Genomic DNA, 16,445 nt, shown 5'->3' with positions numbered 1-16,445 from the left:
TTCCCAGCTGGTACGAATCTCTCTGAAATCAGGGGCGAATCACGACTTCCGAGCCAAAACCCAGCAGATCGTAAACCTCGGCCACATCGTCATTCTGCATCCGCACGCACCCTTTGGACTCCGCTTTGCCAATCGATGCCGGATCAATCGTGCCGTGAATTCCGTAGCTGTCGCCGATATCAATCCAGCGTTCGCCCAGGGGATTGGTCGGATCATCATTGGCAATCACACCATCCGGACCGTAATACGTCGGATCGACCAGCTTGTCCTTAACGACAAATTTGCCTGTCGGCGTCGAATGATCCTTGCCGGTACCAATCGTATAGCGTTTGACGAAGTAACCGTGTGAATGCACCGTGAGTGTGAAGTCGCTCAAATCAACGAACACATGAAAGGGTCCTTTGATTACTTTGAGCTTCTGCCCCGGACGGATCCGCTTGGGATCGATCTGGTTCAGCTTCGCCAGGTATTCCCAGGTGATGCCGTACTGCTGCGCGACTTTCCGCAATTGATCGCCGGGCTCAATCTCGTAAGGCTTCATGAAATGCGGCTGCGGTGCGAAGTAGATCATCCGCGCCGTCTCTTCAATGCGTGATTTAATAACCGGATAGACTTCAGGCTGATCCCAGTAAATTTTGGACAACCGCTTGTGAGCCTCGATGATTTTCCGTTGTGAAATCAGTTCGTCAATCGCAATCAGATCGGGTACGGCCTGTTTGGCGGCTTCACCACCTATCTCTTCTTTATAGCTGGCATGTTTCGCAGTCTTGATTACAGGATTGCTGGCCCGCTTGATCCCCTCGGGGGGATTCAGCTTCGCGGGTGCGTTGGGCTCAGGCATGGCAGCCGTCGGTTCGGGCAGTGGTTCAACAGGACGAGCGGCCCCTTTGAATTGGGCCGGGGGTTCGGTTTCTGCGAACAGCGGATCGACGGAGGTCTCCGCTTCCACGATCGCCCCGTTCAACGTACGCGTGTAAACCCGGGGCATTTCCACTTCGCTTTTGCGGAACAGACGCTGGTTGTCATCCCCGTCTGAGAGTTCCTCCGCAGGCGGCTCCGACTGTGCCAGAATCGTGGCTTCTTCCAGGACCGGTTCTTTATATTCTTCCGGCTGCACAGTCGTCTTGCCGGACGACTTGTCTGCAGTCTCCTGTTCGTGCAGCGCACCTGTGGGAGCACTGCTCACCTGGAACGGCAGCAGATCCATTTTCCAGGCGACCGCGCCCAGAATTCCCAGTCCAGTTACCATGATGAAACGAAAAGGAGTAATCCATCGACCCCGGTTACGACTTCGCATCTTGCCATCATCCTTGATTCACAATACGGATACGCTTCGGTTAAAATCAGAGAGTCGGGACTATAGCAAATCATCCTGATTAAGCCTACGGCGATTCTGTGAAAACCGACTTGCCACCGGGGAGACGTAAGTCATATATTAATAATTGTTTAAGATCCGACCCGCGGCTCACTGTGTTCCGCAGGAATCAGGAAGATTTGACAGAACAACCCTAGGCAACACCCGGCTAATTGCATAACATTTGCAAAAACAAACAATACGGCCTGACGCCGGAACCACGGTTTGCGGCATGGCCAGATTCCCACCAGACGAGGTCAGCATGTCCCTGCTATTGGAAAATGTCAAAAAGAGCTACCGCGAACCGGATGGCTCGACACTCCCCATCCTGGATATCGAACGCTTTGAAGTCAAAGAACAGGAACAGGTTGTTCTCATCGGCGAGAGTGGCTCGGGGAAATCGACACTGCTCAACGTCATTTCCGGCATCACCACCGCCGACAGCGGGAAAGTCACTATCGCGGGAACCGAAATCGCTTCCATGCCCGAAGTCGTCCGCGACCGCTTTCGCGCCGAACGCATCGGCTTCGTCTTCCAGACCTTCAATCTGCTCCCCGCCTTCTCAGCCCTGGAAAACGTCCTGCTCGGCATGAGCTTCTCGCGAAAAAAAGCGAGCCGCGACCGGGCGAAAGAACTCCTGGCCCTCGTGGGACTTGAGCATCGCCTGCATCACCGCCCCAAACAGATGTCCGTCGGGGAACAGCAACGCGTCGCCGTCGCGCGGGCCCTGGCCAATCAACCCAAACTGCTGCTGGCAGACGAACCGACGGCGAACGTCGATGTCGGCAATCAGGAAACCATCCTCAAACTGCTCCGCGACGCCTGCACTCAGCACCAGATCGCCATGCTGCTGGTCACCCACTCTCAGGAGGTCGCCAGCCAGTTCGAGCGGGTTGAAACGCTGACCGACTTCAACAAGGTCCACGCACAGGTTTGATTCGTCCTGGTTTTTCGTTTCTTATTTTCTTCTCAGCGAACCGACTACAAAGTAGATTCTCATTATGAATACACTGACCATCGCCTGGAAAAGCATCAAACAACGTCGCCTCGCCTCTGCACTGACGGCCCTCAGCGTGGCCCTGGGTGTGACGCTGATGATCTCCGTTCTGGTCATCAACGGCGTCATCGACAAGATGTTTAACCAGACCGCCAGCGGCTACGACCTCATCGTCGGTCCCAAGGGCAGCCCGCTTCAACTCGTGTTGAATACCGTCTTCCGCGTCGGTGCCCCGATTGAGAATCTCCCCTACCGCTACTACGAAGAACTGAAAAAAGATCCCCGTATCGAAGAAGCCATCCCTTTCGCGATCGGCGATGTCACGGAGGAAGGCGGCTTTCCGATTGTCGGCACCATTCCACGTTACTTCGCCCTGGAATACATCCCGGGGCGGCACTTCCGCATCAATAAGGATGGCAAGTTCCTGCCCGGGACCTGGGATGCCGTCATCGGTTCTGCTGTCGCGAAACAGAACAACTGGAAAATGGGAGATGAATTTCAGTTGATTCACGGCTCCGCGGAGAGTGGTCACGTCCACGATGAAAAATTCAAGATCGTCGGAATCCTCGCACCAACGGGCACGCCGAACGACCGTACTGTCTTTGTCAACCTGCGTGGGTTCTACCAGGTTTCCGGTCACGAAAAACCGCTGGAAGAAGCACTCCGCCGTGAAGCCGAATTCTTTGGTGAAAAAATCGACGAAGCCGAACTGCAGAAAATCCTCAAAGAAAACGCCGGCCACGATCATCATGATCACAGCGGTCACGACCATGGACACGATCACGGGCACGAAGTTCCCGACGCGCAGAAAGAGGTGACTGCGATTCTGGTCCAGATGAAAGGTGATCGCCTCCGCGGCTTTTCAACGATCAAGCTCCAGTCCGAACTCAAGGAAGGTAACAAGGCCCAGGCTGTCAATCCAATTCAGCAGATCAGCTGGCTGATGATCAACATCGTAGGCAACGTACGCACGATGCTCATCATCCTGACGAGCCTGATCATCGTCGTCTCCGGCGTCAGCATTTTTGTCAGCATCTACAACTCAATGGCCGACCGTAAACGGGAGATCGCCATCATGCGGGCCCTGGGGGCCGGCCGCACTGCAGTCTTCACCATCATTCTCAGCGAATCCGTTCTGCTCTGTCTGGGAGGGGGTATCCTGGGTATCCTGCTCGGACACGGTCTGGTCTTCGCCGCCGCCCCGATCATCGAAGCCCGCAGCGGACTGCTGATCAATCCGTTCGCTTTCAGCTCAGTTGAACTGATCCTGCTGCCGGTATTAGTCGTTCTGGCCTCACTGGTCGGCTTCATCCCCGCGATGACCGCCTACCGCACCGACGTTGCCAGCACTTTGAGTGATACCTGATCCTGCTTGACGACCGGGGCCACTGTGACACCAGCCCTTCATCGGCTATTCACATCCCCGTCATCAGCCCTTCACGCGTGTACTGTACCATCTCGAAGCTGATTCATTGTCCGCTATCAGCTTCGCGAAAAGACGCTCCATGCGATTTCGATCACGGTACATCTCGACGCGTCTGGAACAGAGTCATCAGGGGGTTCTGACCCTCTGGTCTGTGATCGCTGCCTTTACGACTTATTTCTGCATGTACGCCTTCCGTAAACCGTTTACGGTGGCGCAGTATGAAGACCTCGTCTTCTGGGGACTCGGCTATAAAGTCATTCTCCTGTTCGCGCAGATCAGCGGCTACGCTCTCTCCAAACTGATCGGCATCAAGGTCATTTCAGAGATGAGCGCCAACCGCCGCGCCGCCATGATTCTTTCGCTGATTGCCATCGCACATCTGGCCCTGCTTCCTTATGCCGTCGCTCCCTACTGGCTCAAACCGCTGTTTCTGTTCCTGAACGGGCTGCCGCTGGGCATGGTCTTTGGGTGTGTCTTCGCGTTTCTGGAAGGGAGACGCGTGACCGAAGCCATGGCCGCCGGTCTGTGTGCCAGCTTCATCATGGCCTCGGGTACCGTCAAAACCGTCGGCGCAGTCCTGATGCAGAACTACGGCGTGTCGGAATTCTGGATGCCGTTCGCCACAGGCGGCCTGTTCTGGCTGCCACTCCTGGTGGGTGTCTGGATGCTGCAGCAGATCCCGCCCCCCGGGGAACGTGACATTTCGGCCCGCGCAGTGCGTTCCCCCTTTAATGGTGCAGAACGTCGCCAGTTTTTTCGGAACCATGCCGGCGGCCTGACTGTGCTGATCCTGCTGATGGTCCTGCTCACGCTGTTCCGCAGCGTCCGCGACGATTACGCAGCCGAAATCTGGTCCGGGTTTGGCATCGAAAAACCGGCCATCTTCGCGCAGTCCGAAACCCTGGTCGCCGCGGTGGTCGTCGCCCTCAGTGCGATTGCCGTCTTTATCGGAGCGAACTATCGCGCCTTTTTTACAGGCATGCTCCTGACAGGAATCGGCTTCGCGACCGCCCTGGGCACCACGCTCTACTATTGGGGCACCACCAGTTGGACCGAACAGGCGGCGTTCCAGTTCATGGTGCTGATCGGCATCAGCCTCTACGTCCCGTATGTCCTCTTTCACACCACGATTTACGAACGGGTCATCGCTATGCTCCGCTATAAGAGCAATGTCGGCTACCTGCTTTACCTGGGCGATTTCGCTGGCTATCTCAGCACCGTGATTTTAATGGCGACCGTCAACCTGGTGTTCGCTAACAACCTCGATTTCGTCGCCCTGCTCTTCTGGCTGGCGTTGATCATCTCGCCCCTCTCCATTGCAGGCACCTTGTACGTCATCCGTTATTTCCATCTGCGACAGTCGGTCAGCCAACCCGCGCCGGCACCGCAGCTCAACCTCGAAACCGACAATCGCTTAGGCACCAACACAGGTATCGTATCATGACTATCAGCATCACCCGCGCACAACAGGACCAGTGGCAGCAGACCGGCTACCTCAAACTGCCCGGCTTTCTCACGCCCGATGAAACCCGGAATCTGCAGGAGTGGGTCGAGGAAATCAGCGAATGGCCCGCCAGCGATGACCAGTGGATGCACCACTTCGAACAGACTCCCGCCGGCATTCGTCTTGCCCGCACCGAGTATCTGCTCGACTTCCACTCCGGCATCCGCACACTGCTCACCTCGGGCAAGATACCGGAATATGCGGGCTCACTGATGGGCGTACCGGCGGTCCTCTATAAAGAAAAGATCAACTACAAGTATCCGGGTGGGGGCGGTTATGCCCCGCATCAGGATGCCCCCGCTTACGAATTCATCCACAATCACATCACCTGTTCGATCGCCATCGACGCAGCCACTCCGGAAAACGGCTGCCTGTTCTTCGCCCCCGATCTGCATCGCCAGGGACTGCTGCACCTGGATGAACACGGCTGCATTGAACCGGAGTTCGCTTTAACGCTGAACTGGGAACCGGTGCCCATGCAGCCGGGTGATGCCCTGTTCTTCAGCTCGTACGCACCCCATAAAAGTCCACCTAACAAAACAGAACAACCACGTCGCACGCTTTACCTCACCTACAACGCACTCGCGGAGGGAGACCGGCGTGAAGAATACTACGCAGATAAACGACGTTCATTAGCGGAAATCGGACAAACCAGCGCCGAGAAACTACAGATCAGTAAGATCGGCCATTTTAACGGAAAGCCTGTGGAACGGTCATGAAAGAAAAAATCGAAATCTCCCTGCACGATGTCCTCTCACTCGAAAAGACTCCTGACCAGCGAGTCGATGGCCTGTTCGAACTGATGCAGGTACAGGGACAGAGCTACTACGATGAAGCAGTCACGCAACTGGAACATGCCCTGCAGGCCGCACAACTCGCCCGCAGCAGTCAGGCCAGCATGGAACAGATCACCGCTGCCCTGCTGCACGATATCGGCCACTTCCTGATGAACGAGCACGAAGCACACGATGATTTCCTCTCCGAAGACTGGGAACACGAAACGGTCGGCGCCCGGCAGCTGGAACCGTTTTTCGGCAGAGCGATTACCGATCCGATCTTTCTGCACGTCCCCGCCAAGCGCTATCTCTGCACCGTCGAACCCGATTACTTCAACGGCCTGTCACTCGCTTCACAGAGGAGCTTTGCCCTGCAGGGAGGGCTGATGAGCGACAAGGAAGTGGCACGGTTTGAAAGCCAGCCCTTCCATCATACGGCTGTGCTCCTCCGCCGCTGGGATGACGGCGCCAAGGTCAGAGGGCTCTCAGTACCGGGCCTGGAAGATTACCGCGTCGAAGTACTCAGCTGCCTGGAACATTGATCGGGGAGTGACCTCCCCCCAAACCGGCCCTCCATTCGGCAGTTTTCCCTTTTTGCAACAGCACCAGAGACATGGCCATAAGCTGTTTCCTGGCATAGCCTTGCGGCACACAACATCCTGATGGGGCCCGCTTTAAGTTAGGATTGATAAAAATTCAACGAAAATCGACGCGATCCCGTATATACTATTATAAAGGACTGGTTTCAGGGAGCATTCCGCCTGTCGCTCAGCAAGGGATCTACAGAGTCAGGCTCACTTTACCCGGAACTTCAGAATTTTCTGACCGGTTCTGGATGATTTCAGGGATGTTCTCATCCCCCCTCCCTGATATGATAGTAAAAAATCCAGACCCCGTTCTGAACTTCAGCCAGTTGTTCTGGCCGGGTAGCCTGTGATTCTGCGATAATTAACTATATTCCCTGTTTATTTCTGCTGACTTTTGAAAGGCCTTGCAAGATGTCGCAAGTTCTTGATGGATCCAATCATTCGCTGCAAAATTCCTTCGAAGGTCAGGATGAGTTTTCCTACAAGCCGGTTCCCCCGACTGCTGTCGTGGGCCTGGTACTGGGACTGCTCTCCTTTATTGCCCTGTTCGGGATCATCGGACTGGGTGTGGCCGTGTTCGGTATCGTGGTCTCGCTGATCAGTATGTTCAATATCCGCCGGGCAGGCGGTGAACTGGGCGGCAAAATGGTGGCCCGTGCCGGTCTCATGCTGTCGACCTTCTTCCTGGTCACCGGGGTCAGCTATCAGTCCTTCGTCTATGCACATGAAGTTCCCGAAGGCTACCAGCGCATTAACTTCGCCACCGACATTTCGTCCAAAGAATTCGTCCAGAAAGATGGCGTGACCAGCGTCAATCCCGACGTACTCAAAATGGACAAGCAGAAAGTCTTCGTCAAAGGCTACATGTACCCCACACGCCAGACCGAAGACCTGCAGTCTTTCATCCTGGTTAAAGATAACGGCCAGTGCTGCTTCGGCGGCCAGCCCGACGTGAAAGATATGATCCTGGTCGAAATGCAGGGCAAGAATCGGGCCGACTTCTATTCCGGTCTCGTTTCCGTTGCCGGTGAATTCGTCGCAGAAGCCCCGACCCAGGCCGGTGAATTACGTCCAGTCTACCAGTTGAAGGGGACCCACTTCGAGCAGGCTCGTACTTCCTACAGATAAACGACCAGATAACCACACAGAGACACCCGCCTGAAAACACCGGAGACCCAGACCAACGCGTTTATTACCTCGTTACGAATTTGAATGGCTCAGGTTGATTCACAGTCTGAGCCATTATCAACTTTATCCAGAAGTTGGTGCAACCACCCGATCATCAGGAGTTTGATCACGTGCAGGCCCACCACAATCCCACCCGATACTCACCAGCCAGTCTGATAATCCTCACCCTCTGCAGCCTCACCTTCTGGGGAGCCGGCTGCAATTCATCAGACCAGACCGAGTACCGTCAATACAGCGAACAGATTGATGCCAAATCGCCCGAGCAGAAAGACGCCGCTGACAACCAGCCGGAACAGGTCGCCGCAGAGGTTCCAGAACAGTCAGAACCGGTAGAACCCGAACCGAAAACCATTACCCAGACCTCCGCAGTCAAATCGGCTGAACCGATGCCGCTGGAGACCGGAACCAAAGCCAAACCGGCCCCCACGGAAACCGCTGCCGCCGTCGATGCCACCGACGACTTCCTCCCCCTGATCGCGCAGCGTCCCGATCCGAGCCTCCGGGCACTCACTCCGGAAGAAGAAAAACAGCAGACGGCGAAAAAGGAACCGCGGGAAGTCAAGATCCTGGTCAAAAACAAATCATTCCGGCACGTCGCACCCAACGATGCCCTGCAGGTCAGCTATGATGACATCGACCTGCTCAAAGTCATGAATATGGAACCGGTCACTCCCGAAGCCCCCGAGCTGATGCCTCAGTGGCTGAAGGATCTGAACGGCAAACGAATTCGCATTCGTGGTTTCATGTATCCCCCGTTCCAGCAGACCGGCAATGAGTATTTCCTCCTCGCCCGGGACAACCAGATCTGCTGCTTCGGCAAGAACCCGAAAATCTACGACCTGTTCCCCGTGCTCCTCAAGGACGGCGTCACAACAGACTACATTCTGAACCGCCCCTTCGACGTGGTCGGCGTCTTCCACATCAAGGCTGAAACCATCGACGGAGAACTGGAGCGGATCTACTTGATTGACGACGCCATCGTCATCGATCAATAATAAATGTTTACGGAAACAAAACGCGTTTTACAAAATTGTTAACTAACGCCACGAGGTCTGGCTCATGAATCGTCTGACAAATTCCTTCCAACATCGCATCCTCAAACAACGCACCGTCATGGGGTTACTCTGCGGACTGATCCTGCTGGCCCAGGTACCTGTGGCCCAGGCCTGTCCCTTCTGCTCCGCTCCCTCGCTGACCCTGACCGAACAGCTGTCTCAGTCAGACGTCGCCGTGCTCGTCCAGTGGATCGAAGCCGAGAAAGGAGACCTCGAAAAAGCGGGGAAAACCGTCTTCGAAGTCAAAGAGATCATCCGCCAGTCAGACAAGGACAAGCTCAAAGTCGGCGATAAAATTACCATCAACCGCCATCGTCCCGGCAAGAAAGGCAACCTGTTCATGCTGCTGGGCACCAAGGGCGCAGAAGTCGACTGGGGCGATCCGATCGAAGTCACCGAAACCAGCTACCACTACGTCTCCCAGGCACCACCGCCAGAAGAAAAAACATCCAAGCGTCTGCGTTACTTCCTGAAGTTCCTGGAATTCCCGGACCAGATGATCTCGAACGACGCCTATGCCGAATTCGCCAACGCCCCTTACGAAGATATCGCCACGCTGTCCAAAGACATGCCCCGCGAAAAGATCCGCAAGTGGCTCTCCGATCCCGAAACCCCCGTCACCCGCATCGGTCTCTATGGACTGCTGATGGGACTCTGCGGTCAGGGTGAAGATGTGGAGTTCATGGAAAAGAAAATCAATGAACCCACCAAAGACTTCCGCCTGGGGATCGACGGCGTCATCTCCGGCTACCTGCTGCTCACCGGATCGGACGGGCTCGATAAAATCGACGAATCCAAGTTTGTCCCCAAGGATGTCGCCTTCAGTGAAACCTACGCCGCCATGCAGGCTCTGCGTTTCATGTGGACCTACGGCGACGGACGCATCGACAAAGCACGCCTGCGGAAATCCATGCGGCTGCTCCTCGATCGCCCCGAACTGACCGACCTGGTTGTCGCGGACCTCGCTCGCTGGGATGACTGGAGCGTCATGAACCGCCTGATGGAAATGTACGGCGCCGAAGACTACAACATTCCCTCCATCAAACGGGCCATCGTGCGTTACCTGCTCGTCGCCTCCAAAGGGAAAAACAAAAATGGCGGTGGCCCCGATGCCGCCACGACGGAAAAAGCCAAGGAACTGCTCGCCAAGCTCCGCGAAGAAGATCCCAAGACCGTCAAAAGTGCCGAACGCTTCTTCTTCCTGAAGTAATTTGCACTGATAAGCTGACGACGTTCCTGCAGTCGCGCTCAACAACAGGAACTGACCGAGACGAACTGACATTTTTACCAGAAGGAACTGGTATGACCGACCGGAATCGAATCCGACCCTGCCACGGATGGCCTGGGCTGTTCTGCTGCCTGCTGATCACAGTACTGACAACGAAACTCGCAGCCTGTCCGTTCTGCCCCGGGGCCTCTGTCCCGTTGACCGAAAAACTGACACACGCCCACACCGCCTGTCTGGTCCGCTGGGTCGAAGGCGATACAGGCACCATCGAGAAGCCGGGACACACGGTCTTCAAAGTATTGAAGGTCATTAAACAGTCGCAGAGTACCCAGTACGAAAAAGGTTCGTTGATCACGGTCAACCACTACCACTTCAGCAAGCCTGGCGGACCGTTCCTGCTCACCGGCACTCACGGACCCAAGCCCCTCTGGGAAAACCCGACAGCCATCACCCCTGCCAGCTATGCGTACGTCATGCAGGCGCCCTCGCTGCAGAGACCGACTACCGAAAGGCTGCAGTACTTTCTGAAGTTCCTCGAACACCAGGATATGATCATCGCCAACGATGCCTTTGCGGAGTTCGCTAACGCCCCCTTTGAAGACATCGTCCCGCTGACTCCACAACTCCCCCGCGAAAAGCTGCACCACTGGCTGAGCAGCAAATCCACGCCCGCCCCCCGCCTCGGCTTATACGGCCTCATGCTGGGACTCTGTGGAAATGAAGATGACATCGACTTCATGGAAGACAAAATCAACGTCCAGGCACAAGGGCTCCGCTCAGGCATCGGTGGCCTGATGTCCGGCTACCTGATGCTCACCGGCAGCGAAGGACTCGACCACCTCGAGCGGTCCAAGTTCCAGCAGAAAAACACATCGCCCAACGAACTCTTCGCTGCCCGCGAAGCGGTCTCGTTCATGTGGACGTACGGCAAGGGACGTTATCAGATTCCCCCCGAACGTCTGCGACAGTCCATGCGGATGCTGCTCAATCGCCCGGAACTGGCGGACCTCGTCATTGCCGACCTCGCACGCTGGCAGGACTGGACCGTCATGGATCGACTCGTCTCCCTCTATGATGCCGAGGGGTACGACTACAAAGGTATCCGCCAGGCCATCATCCGCTACCTGCTGGTCGCCTCCCGCTATTCCGATCCGTCGAACGGTGGCCCCGACGCCACAACCGCCGCCCGGGCCCGGAAATACCTGACTCTCATCCGCGATCGGGACCCCCAACTCGTCAAACGGGCCGAACGCTTCTATTAAATGCCGACACTTCGCGGGCCTTCCGTTTTTTCCTTCCGGCTGACTGTCAGCCAACCCCGGGATTCGCTAGAGTAACAGTACGGTTACTCATCCCCGAAACCTGTATTAGAAGAAGAAACGGAAACATGCCTCGCGTCATCTGTACTGCCAAAATGTGTGAATTCGGTCCGCACTTTGAAATCCTGCAGGCAGCAGGATTCGAGGTGGACACCGTCCCGACTGAGGTGGATCTCCGCAAGGAACCCCACCGCGTCGTCGAACAGGTTCAGGGGTATGATGCCGTTCTGGCCGGTGCAGAAATCTATTCCCGCGAAGTGCTCGCACAACTGCCCGATCTGAGAATCGTCTCTCGCTATGGAGTCGGCTTCGACGCCGTCGATCTGGCAGCCGCTGACGATCTGGACATCGCAGTCACCATCACTCCGGGAGTGAATCATCACTCGGTTGCCGAACAGGCTTTCGCGCTGCTGATGGGCGTCGCCCGACTCACCCGCTCCCAGGACCAGGCAGTCCGCCGCGGTGAATGGGAACGGGCTCTGACTCCCCGCGTCTGGGGCAGCACTATCGGAATCGTCGGCCTCGGTCGCATCGGTCAGGCAGTCGCAACCCGCGCCATCGGCATGGGCATGAAAGTCCTCGCGTACGACCCGTTCCCCAACAAACAGTTTGTCGACAGCCACGCAATCACCATGGTCAGCATCGACGAACTGCTGTCCCAGTCGGACTACGTCACGCTGCACCTGCCCGTCACTCCCGAAACGGTCGACCTGATCAACAAGGACTCTCTGGCCAAAATGAAACAGGGTTCGGTCCTCATCAACACGGCCCGCGGTGGCCTCGTCGACGAAGATGCCCTGATTGAAGCCCTGCAGTCGGGACATCTCCGCGCCGCCGGTCTCGATGTCTTCAAAAAAGAACCTTTGCCTGTTGAAAGTCCCCTGATCAAGCTGGACAATGTACTGTTGAGCTGTCACATCGGCGGACTGGACCAGGAATCGCACCGCGATGCTTACGCGATGGCGGCTCACAACATTGTCAAACTGTATCAGGGCGAGTGGCCGGAAGAGTGTGTGGTCAACCTGAAACAGACCCCCGACTGGAAATGGACCCGCTGATCCCGTCACGGATCCCAGCGAACTGACTCCGGTCCCTTGAGAAACTGGACGATAGCAACATGACAGCCCCTCATTCCAGTTTTTTGAAAATCAGCCCAAGCATCTCCGTGCTGCCCCTGATCCACGGCAGCGGCGACTTCGCGATCGAAGTCCGTCGCGTGATGCTCAACAACGATTTCGACTGCCTCGCCGTTCCACTGCCCGCTTCGTTTCAGAACGATGTCGAGCGGGCCATCACCTTTCTCCCCAGTATCACCGCGGTCCTGCAGGAAGAGCCCCCCATCTCCGGAGCACCACCCTGGGAGCAGGATGAGGACGACGAAGACAACCAGAAGATGTACAGCTACGTGCCCATCGATCCCTGCCAGGGGGTCATCGCCGCACTCCGCATCGCGATGATGGAACACATCGACCGGCACTTCATTGATCTGGAAACACAGCGTTTCGAGAGCATGTCCGCCGTCCTCCCGGATCCCTATGCCCTGAAGAAGGTGCCCCTCGAAAAGTTTTCCGCCGCCGTCCTGCCCGCGCTCAGCAAACTGCCCGAGGGACAGCCCCTCGACCGTTGCACAATGATGGCACACCGCCTGCGGGAACTGGAGAAAAAATACAAATCGATCCTGCTGGTCTGCTCGCTCTCTGACTGGCCCTGGATTCACGACGCCTACATCGATCAACTGCCCCTCGAAGTCGAGGACGAAGAGGTCAACGACACCTCCATCTATACTGCCGACCCCGAGACACTGCTGTTCATGCTGGGGGAACTTCCTTACATCACGGGCCTCTATGAAGCTGCCCGCTCTGAACTGGAAGACGATGAAAACCTCTCAGTCGACGGCATCAAGGAACTCGCACTCACCGCCCGGGACCGATACAAAGTCGAACTCAAATCCCGGGGACGCAAGATTACCCCCAAGCTGCTCTCGGTCTATTTTCGCTACGTGCGGAATCTCTCGCTCATCGAACGCCGCATGACTCCTGACCTGTATACGCTGGTCAAAGCCGCTCAGCAGGTCGCCGGCGATCAGTACGCAATCCAGATCGCGGAGACCGCCCGCGAATACCCGTTCGTGCACTTACTTCCGTTCGAAACACTCCGCTTCGGCATCGAACAGGCCCAGCTCCCCAATGGCACCACTCTCGAACTCAGCAACCGACTGCCCGGAAATCCGATTTCCTGGCGCAGCTGTCAGTTGGTTCCCCGGCCACCCAAACCGCAGCAGAACGAATGGGAGATGAAATGGAATCCCTTTAAGCAGTGCAGCTGGCCCCCCGAAGATGTCGCCATCGAAAAGTTCCGCACCAGCGTCAAAGACCATGCCTTGAACCTGCTCGGCGTCGATCTGGCCCGGACCGAAAAATTCACAACCAGTATGAAAGACGGTCTCGATCTCCGCGAAACCCTCCGCAACTGGCACACGGGTGAGATTCACGTCAAAGTGCTCCCCCCCAGCCGAGGCCGACTTGATTGCGTGATCATGCTCTTTGACTCCCCGGCGGACCCGCGCGATTACCCCTATCGCCTCACCTGGCATGCCGAGCACCAGGACGAATCGACGCTGGCCTTCTTCGCCACCGACTACCGTCAGGAAATGGTCGGCCCGGGAATCGGCGTCTCCACCTACGGAGGTGCGATGTTCCTCTTTCCTCCACGTCCGGTGTATGACATCTGGAACGATGTGAATTTCGACTTCGTCGACACCCTCGAAGAACGACTGCTCGTCGCTGCCTGCCATTACAGCGAAGAGTCGCATATCGCCCTGCTCAGCGAATCGCCGCCTGGCATCGGCTGGAAGCGCCTCGCCAAACGCTATCAGAAAAAACTGATCCACGTCCCCTTGGGTCGCTTCAGTCAGGAAACCATCCAGCAGCTGCGCATGTTCCATGTCCTCAACGGGCAGGAAGTCCGCAGTTACGCCGCTCATTACATCCGCAAAGCCTGATGCGTCCTCACCACACTCTAACGGTAAACCGGGACAGCGCAAGAGATTGTTAGCTTTTTTAAGAAATAGGCCGCTTCGCGGTTTTTACTGTGTTATTTGGCCTAAAAAGCGACTAGAATACGGTTTGTCATATTAACATCCTGCCTTTAGCATACCGCTTTTAAGTCTATTCTACGGAGAAAGAGATTATGTCCGATTCCGTCAATCGTCGTACTTTTCTGGGACAGACTGCCGCAGCTGCCACCGCTGCCGGCATCACCGCCCCGGCGATTCTGTCCGCCGCCAACAAAGCCCCCAGTGAGAAAGTTACCATCGGCATCATGGGGATGCAGCGTGGTCTGGCCCTGGCAAAAACCTTCGGTGCCCTGGATGGGGTCGAAATCAAGTACGTCTGTGATACGGATGACACCCGTGCCGGCAAAGCAGCCCAGACCGTGGAAAAAGCCACGAAAAAGAAACCACAGGCCATCGGCGATTTCCGCAAAATCCTCGACGACAAAGACGTGGATGCTCTGATCGTCGCAGCTCCCAACCACTGGCATGCTCCCGGTACCATTCTCGGCTGTTCAGCCGGCAAGCACGTCTACGTTGAAAAGCCCTGCTGCCACAACCCCAAAGAAGGGGAAATGATGGTCGAGGCAGCTCGCAAAAACAAACGAGCCGTCCAGATGGGAAGCCAGCGTCGCAGCAGTGAATCCATCCAGGAAGGGATTCAGCAGCTCAAAGAAGGCATCATCGGCGATGTCCATTTGGCCCGGGCCTACTATTGGAGTGCCCGCGGTTCCATCGGCAAAGGGAAACCGGCTGCTGTGCCTCCCGAACTGAACTACGACCTCTGGCAGGGACCAGCGCCCCGTCAGAAGTACGTGGACAACCTGATTCACTACAACTGGCACTGGTTCTGGAAATACGGTAACGGCGAACTGGGGAACAACGGCGTGCATTCGCTCGACCTCTGTCGCTGGGGCCTGGGTGCAGAAATTCCCAACCGCGTGGTTTCCAGCGGTGGTCGTTACTTCTACAGCGACGATCAGCAGACTCCCGACACGCATGTCGTCGCTTTTGAATTCGATGGCGGCAAGCAGATTACCTGGCAGGGAACCAGCTGCAACCGTCACAAAAATGATTTCGTGATCTTCTTCGGCAGCAAAGGAAACCTGATCCTCGGTACCTCCGGCGGTTACACGGTTCTGGATGCCAAAGACAAGGAAGTCAAGAAAGTCGGCGGCAACCAGGGCATGAGCGAACATGCTCAGAACTTTGTGGATGCCATCCGCAACAATGAGCCGCTGAACCTCAACGCTGAAATCGAAATCGGCAACAAGAGCACCCTGCTCTGCCATCTCGGTAACATCGCCCACCGCACCGGACGTACCCTGCAGTGCGATACAACCAACGGGCACATCATTGACGATAAAGATGCCATGACCTTCTGGGGACGTGAATACGAACCCGGCTGGGAACCCAAAGTTTAGTCTGATCTAGTCAGACAGTTCATAACAGGGGAGTCGACCGTTTGTCGACTCCCCTTTTTTTATGGGCTGATTCAAGCAGCTGCGTACGTAAAAAAACCTTCGACCCGTTGAGGCCGAAGGTTCTCAGTTACTATCAATTCGCTTGAAGCGACCAGCGTTTAGAGCTTGTCTGCCAGTTTTTTCGCGGCAGCTTTAATCTGGCTCGGACTCTTCAAAGAACCCAGTTTCTTCGCTTCTTCCGCCAGCTCCGGTTTGCCAGCCTGTTCCAGGCTTTCCGGAATCCCATAAAAGGCACTGTTAACTTCACCTGATTGTGCAATATCGTTCAAAGTCGATTTCACAGCAGACAGATCCTGTGTGGGTGGAGTCTCCTGATTTGCGGAAGAGGTTTCACCGGTTCCTTCTCCTCCACCACAGCCCGTGAAAATTAAACTCAGCGCGAGACATAAGGGCCCCAGCTTCGACATGGTACTCTACCTTTCTCTGAATGTTGGTGGGCGACTGAAGTCAGTTCGTTCATGCCCGATTATATCGA

The 16,445-nt window shown here is 56.0% G+C and carries 14 protein-coding genes; 12 read left to right on the top strand and 2 right to left on the bottom strand.

What is annotated here, in order from left to right; all coding sequences use genetic code 11:
- Window positions 1–28 precede the first annotated feature (28 nt).
- Window positions 29–1,297 (bottom strand): L,D-transpeptidase family protein, encoded by a 1,269-nt coding sequence (locus tag FYZ48_RS23745; RefSeq protein WP_149345013.1) that lies wholly within the window; start codon window positions 1,295–1,297, stop codon window positions 29–31.
- Window positions 1,298–1,616: 319 nt separating this feature from the next.
- Here FYZ48_RS23745 and FYZ48_RS23740 point away from each other — a divergent pair, with 319 nt between their 5' ends.
- From FYZ48_RS23740 to FYZ48_RS23685, 12 genes are all read left to right on the top strand, one after another.
- Window positions 1,617–2,291, top strand: coding sequence for an ABC transporter ATP-binding protein (locus tag FYZ48_RS23740; protein ID WP_149345069.1), 675 nt, complete (start codon window positions 1,617–1,619; stop codon window positions 2,289–2,291).
- Window positions 2,292–2,355: 64 nt separating this feature from the next.
- A complete protein-coding gene (locus FYZ48_RS23735) occupies window positions 2,356–3,717 on the top strand; it encodes an ABC transporter permease (RefSeq protein ID WP_149345011.1) in 1,362 nt (453 codons plus the stop codon).
- Between the two features lie 139 nt (window positions 3,718–3,856).
- Window positions 3,857–5,221 carry a DUF5690 family protein gene (locus FYZ48_RS23730; protein ID WP_187782183.1) on the top strand — a complete coding sequence of 455 codons (1,365 nt, stop codon included), beginning with the start codon at window positions 3,857–3,859 and terminating at the stop codon, window positions 5,219–5,221.
- Window positions 5,218–6,000, top strand: a complete 783-nt coding sequence (locus tag FYZ48_RS23725) for a methylphosphonate hydroxylase (RefSeq protein ID WP_149345009.1) — start codon at window positions 5,218–5,220, stop codon at window positions 5,998–6,000. Before FYZ48_RS23730 ends, FYZ48_RS23725 begins: the two co-directional genes overlap by 4 nt.
- Window positions 5,997–6,599 carry a hydroxymethylphosphonate dioxygenase gene (locus tag FYZ48_RS23720; protein ID WP_145180223.1) on the top strand — a complete coding sequence of 201 codons (603 nt, stop codon included), beginning with the start codon at window positions 5,997–5,999 and terminating at the stop codon, window positions 6,597–6,599. The genes FYZ48_RS23725 and FYZ48_RS23720 overlap by 4 nt, the downstream gene beginning before the upstream one ends.
- Before the next feature lie 456 nt (window positions 6,600–7,055).
- On the top strand, window positions 7,056–7,772 hold the full coding sequence (locus FYZ48_RS23715; RefSeq protein ID WP_149345007.1) for a DUF4190 domain-containing protein: 717 nt from the start codon (window positions 7,056–7,058) through the stop codon (window positions 7,770–7,772).
- Window positions 7,773–7,942: 170 nt separating this feature from the next.
- Window positions 7,943–8,827 (top strand): hypothetical protein, encoded by an 885-nt coding sequence (locus FYZ48_RS23710; RefSeq protein WP_187782182.1) that lies wholly within the window; start codon window positions 7,943–7,945, stop codon window positions 8,825–8,827.
- 64 nt (window positions 8,828–8,891) lie between these two features.
- Window positions 8,892–10,097 carry a hypothetical protein gene (locus tag FYZ48_RS23705; RefSeq protein WP_149345002.1) on the top strand — a complete coding sequence of 402 codons (1,206 nt, stop codon included), beginning with the start codon at window positions 8,892–8,894 and terminating at the stop codon, window positions 10,095–10,097.
- A 92-nt stretch (window positions 10,098–10,189) separates the two neighbouring features.
- Window positions 10,190–11,377 (top strand): hypothetical protein, encoded by a 1,188-nt coding sequence (locus tag FYZ48_RS23700; RefSeq protein WP_149345000.1) that lies wholly within the window; start codon window positions 10,190–10,192, stop codon window positions 11,375–11,377.
- A 125-nt stretch (window positions 11,378–11,502) separates the two neighbouring features.
- On the top strand, window positions 11,503–12,492 hold the full coding sequence (locus tag FYZ48_RS23695) for a phosphoglycerate dehydrogenase (protein ID WP_149344998.1): 990 nt from the start codon (window positions 11,503–11,505) through the stop codon (window positions 12,490–12,492).
- 59 nt (window positions 12,493–12,551) lie between these two features.
- Window positions 12,552–14,435 carry a hypothetical protein gene (locus tag FYZ48_RS23690; protein ID WP_149344996.1) on the top strand — a complete coding sequence of 628 codons (1,884 nt, stop codon included), beginning with the start codon at window positions 12,552–12,554 and terminating at the stop codon, window positions 14,433–14,435.
- A 188-nt stretch (window positions 14,436–14,623) separates the two neighbouring features.
- On the top strand, window positions 14,624–15,910 hold the full coding sequence (locus FYZ48_RS23685) for a Gfo/Idh/MocA family protein (RefSeq protein ID WP_149344994.1): 1,287 nt from the start codon (window positions 14,624–14,626) through the stop codon (window positions 15,908–15,910).
- A 158-nt stretch (window positions 15,911–16,068) separates the two neighbouring features.
- Here FYZ48_RS23685 and FYZ48_RS23680 read toward each other — a convergent pair whose 3' ends face one another.
- Window positions 16,069–16,377, bottom strand: coding sequence for a hypothetical protein (locus tag FYZ48_RS23680; protein ID WP_145180206.1), 309 nt, complete (start codon window positions 16,375–16,377; stop codon window positions 16,069–16,071).
- Window positions 16,378–16,445 lie beyond the last annotated feature (68 nt).

Origin of the sequence: Gimesia chilikensis, assembly GCF_008329715.1 — a bacterium.
GTDB classification, from domain to species: Bacteria; Planctomycetota; Planctomycetia; order Planctomycetales; family Planctomycetaceae; genus Gimesia; species Gimesia chilikensis.
This window is presented reverse-complemented; position numbering and strand designations above follow the sequence as displayed.

Coding starts and splice junctions, on each gene's coding strand:
- FYZ48_RS23740 (WP_149345069.1), top strand. CDS start 1,617: ATGTCCCTGCTATTGGAAAATGTCAAAAAGAGCTACCGCGAACCGGAT.
- FYZ48_RS23745 (WP_149345013.1), bottom strand. CDS start 1,297: ATGCGAAGTCGTAACCGGGGTCGATGGATTACTCCTTTTCGTTTCATC.
- FYZ48_RS23695 (WP_149344998.1), top strand. CDS start 11,503: ATGCCTCGCGTCATCTGTACTGCCAAAATGTGTGAATTCGGTCCGCAC.
- FYZ48_RS23700 (WP_149345000.1), top strand. CDS start 10,190: ATGACCGACCGGAATCGAATCCGACCCTGCCACGGATGGCCTGGGCTG.
- FYZ48_RS23680 (WP_145180206.1), bottom strand. CDS start 16,377: ATGTCGAAGCTGGGGCCCTTATGTCTCGCGCTGAGTTTAATTTTCACG.
- FYZ48_RS23715 (WP_149345007.1), top strand. CDS start 7,056: ATGTCGCAAGTTCTTGATGGATCCAATCATTCGCTGCAAAATTCCTTC.
- FYZ48_RS23730 (WP_187782183.1), top strand. CDS start 3,857: ATGCGATTTCGATCACGGTACATCTCGACGCGTCTGGAACAGAGTCAT.
- FYZ48_RS23685 (WP_149344994.1), top strand. CDS start 14,624: ATGTCCGATTCCGTCAATCGTCGTACTTTTCTGGGACAGACTGCCGCA.
- FYZ48_RS23720 (WP_145180223.1), top strand. CDS start 5,997: ATGAAAGAAAAAATCGAAATCTCCCTGCACGATGTCCTCTCACTCGAA.
- FYZ48_RS23725 (WP_149345009.1), top strand. CDS start 5,218: ATGACTATCAGCATCACCCGCGCACAACAGGACCAGTGGCAGCAGACC.
- FYZ48_RS23705 (WP_149345002.1), top strand. CDS start 8,892: ATGAATCGTCTGACAAATTCCTTCCAACATCGCATCCTCAAACAACGC.
- FYZ48_RS23690 (WP_149344996.1), top strand. CDS start 12,552: ATGACAGCCCCTCATTCCAGTTTTTTGAAAATCAGCCCAAGCATCTCC.
- FYZ48_RS23735 (WP_149345011.1), top strand. CDS start 2,356: ATGAATACACTGACCATCGCCTGGAAAAGCATCAAACAACGTCGCCTC.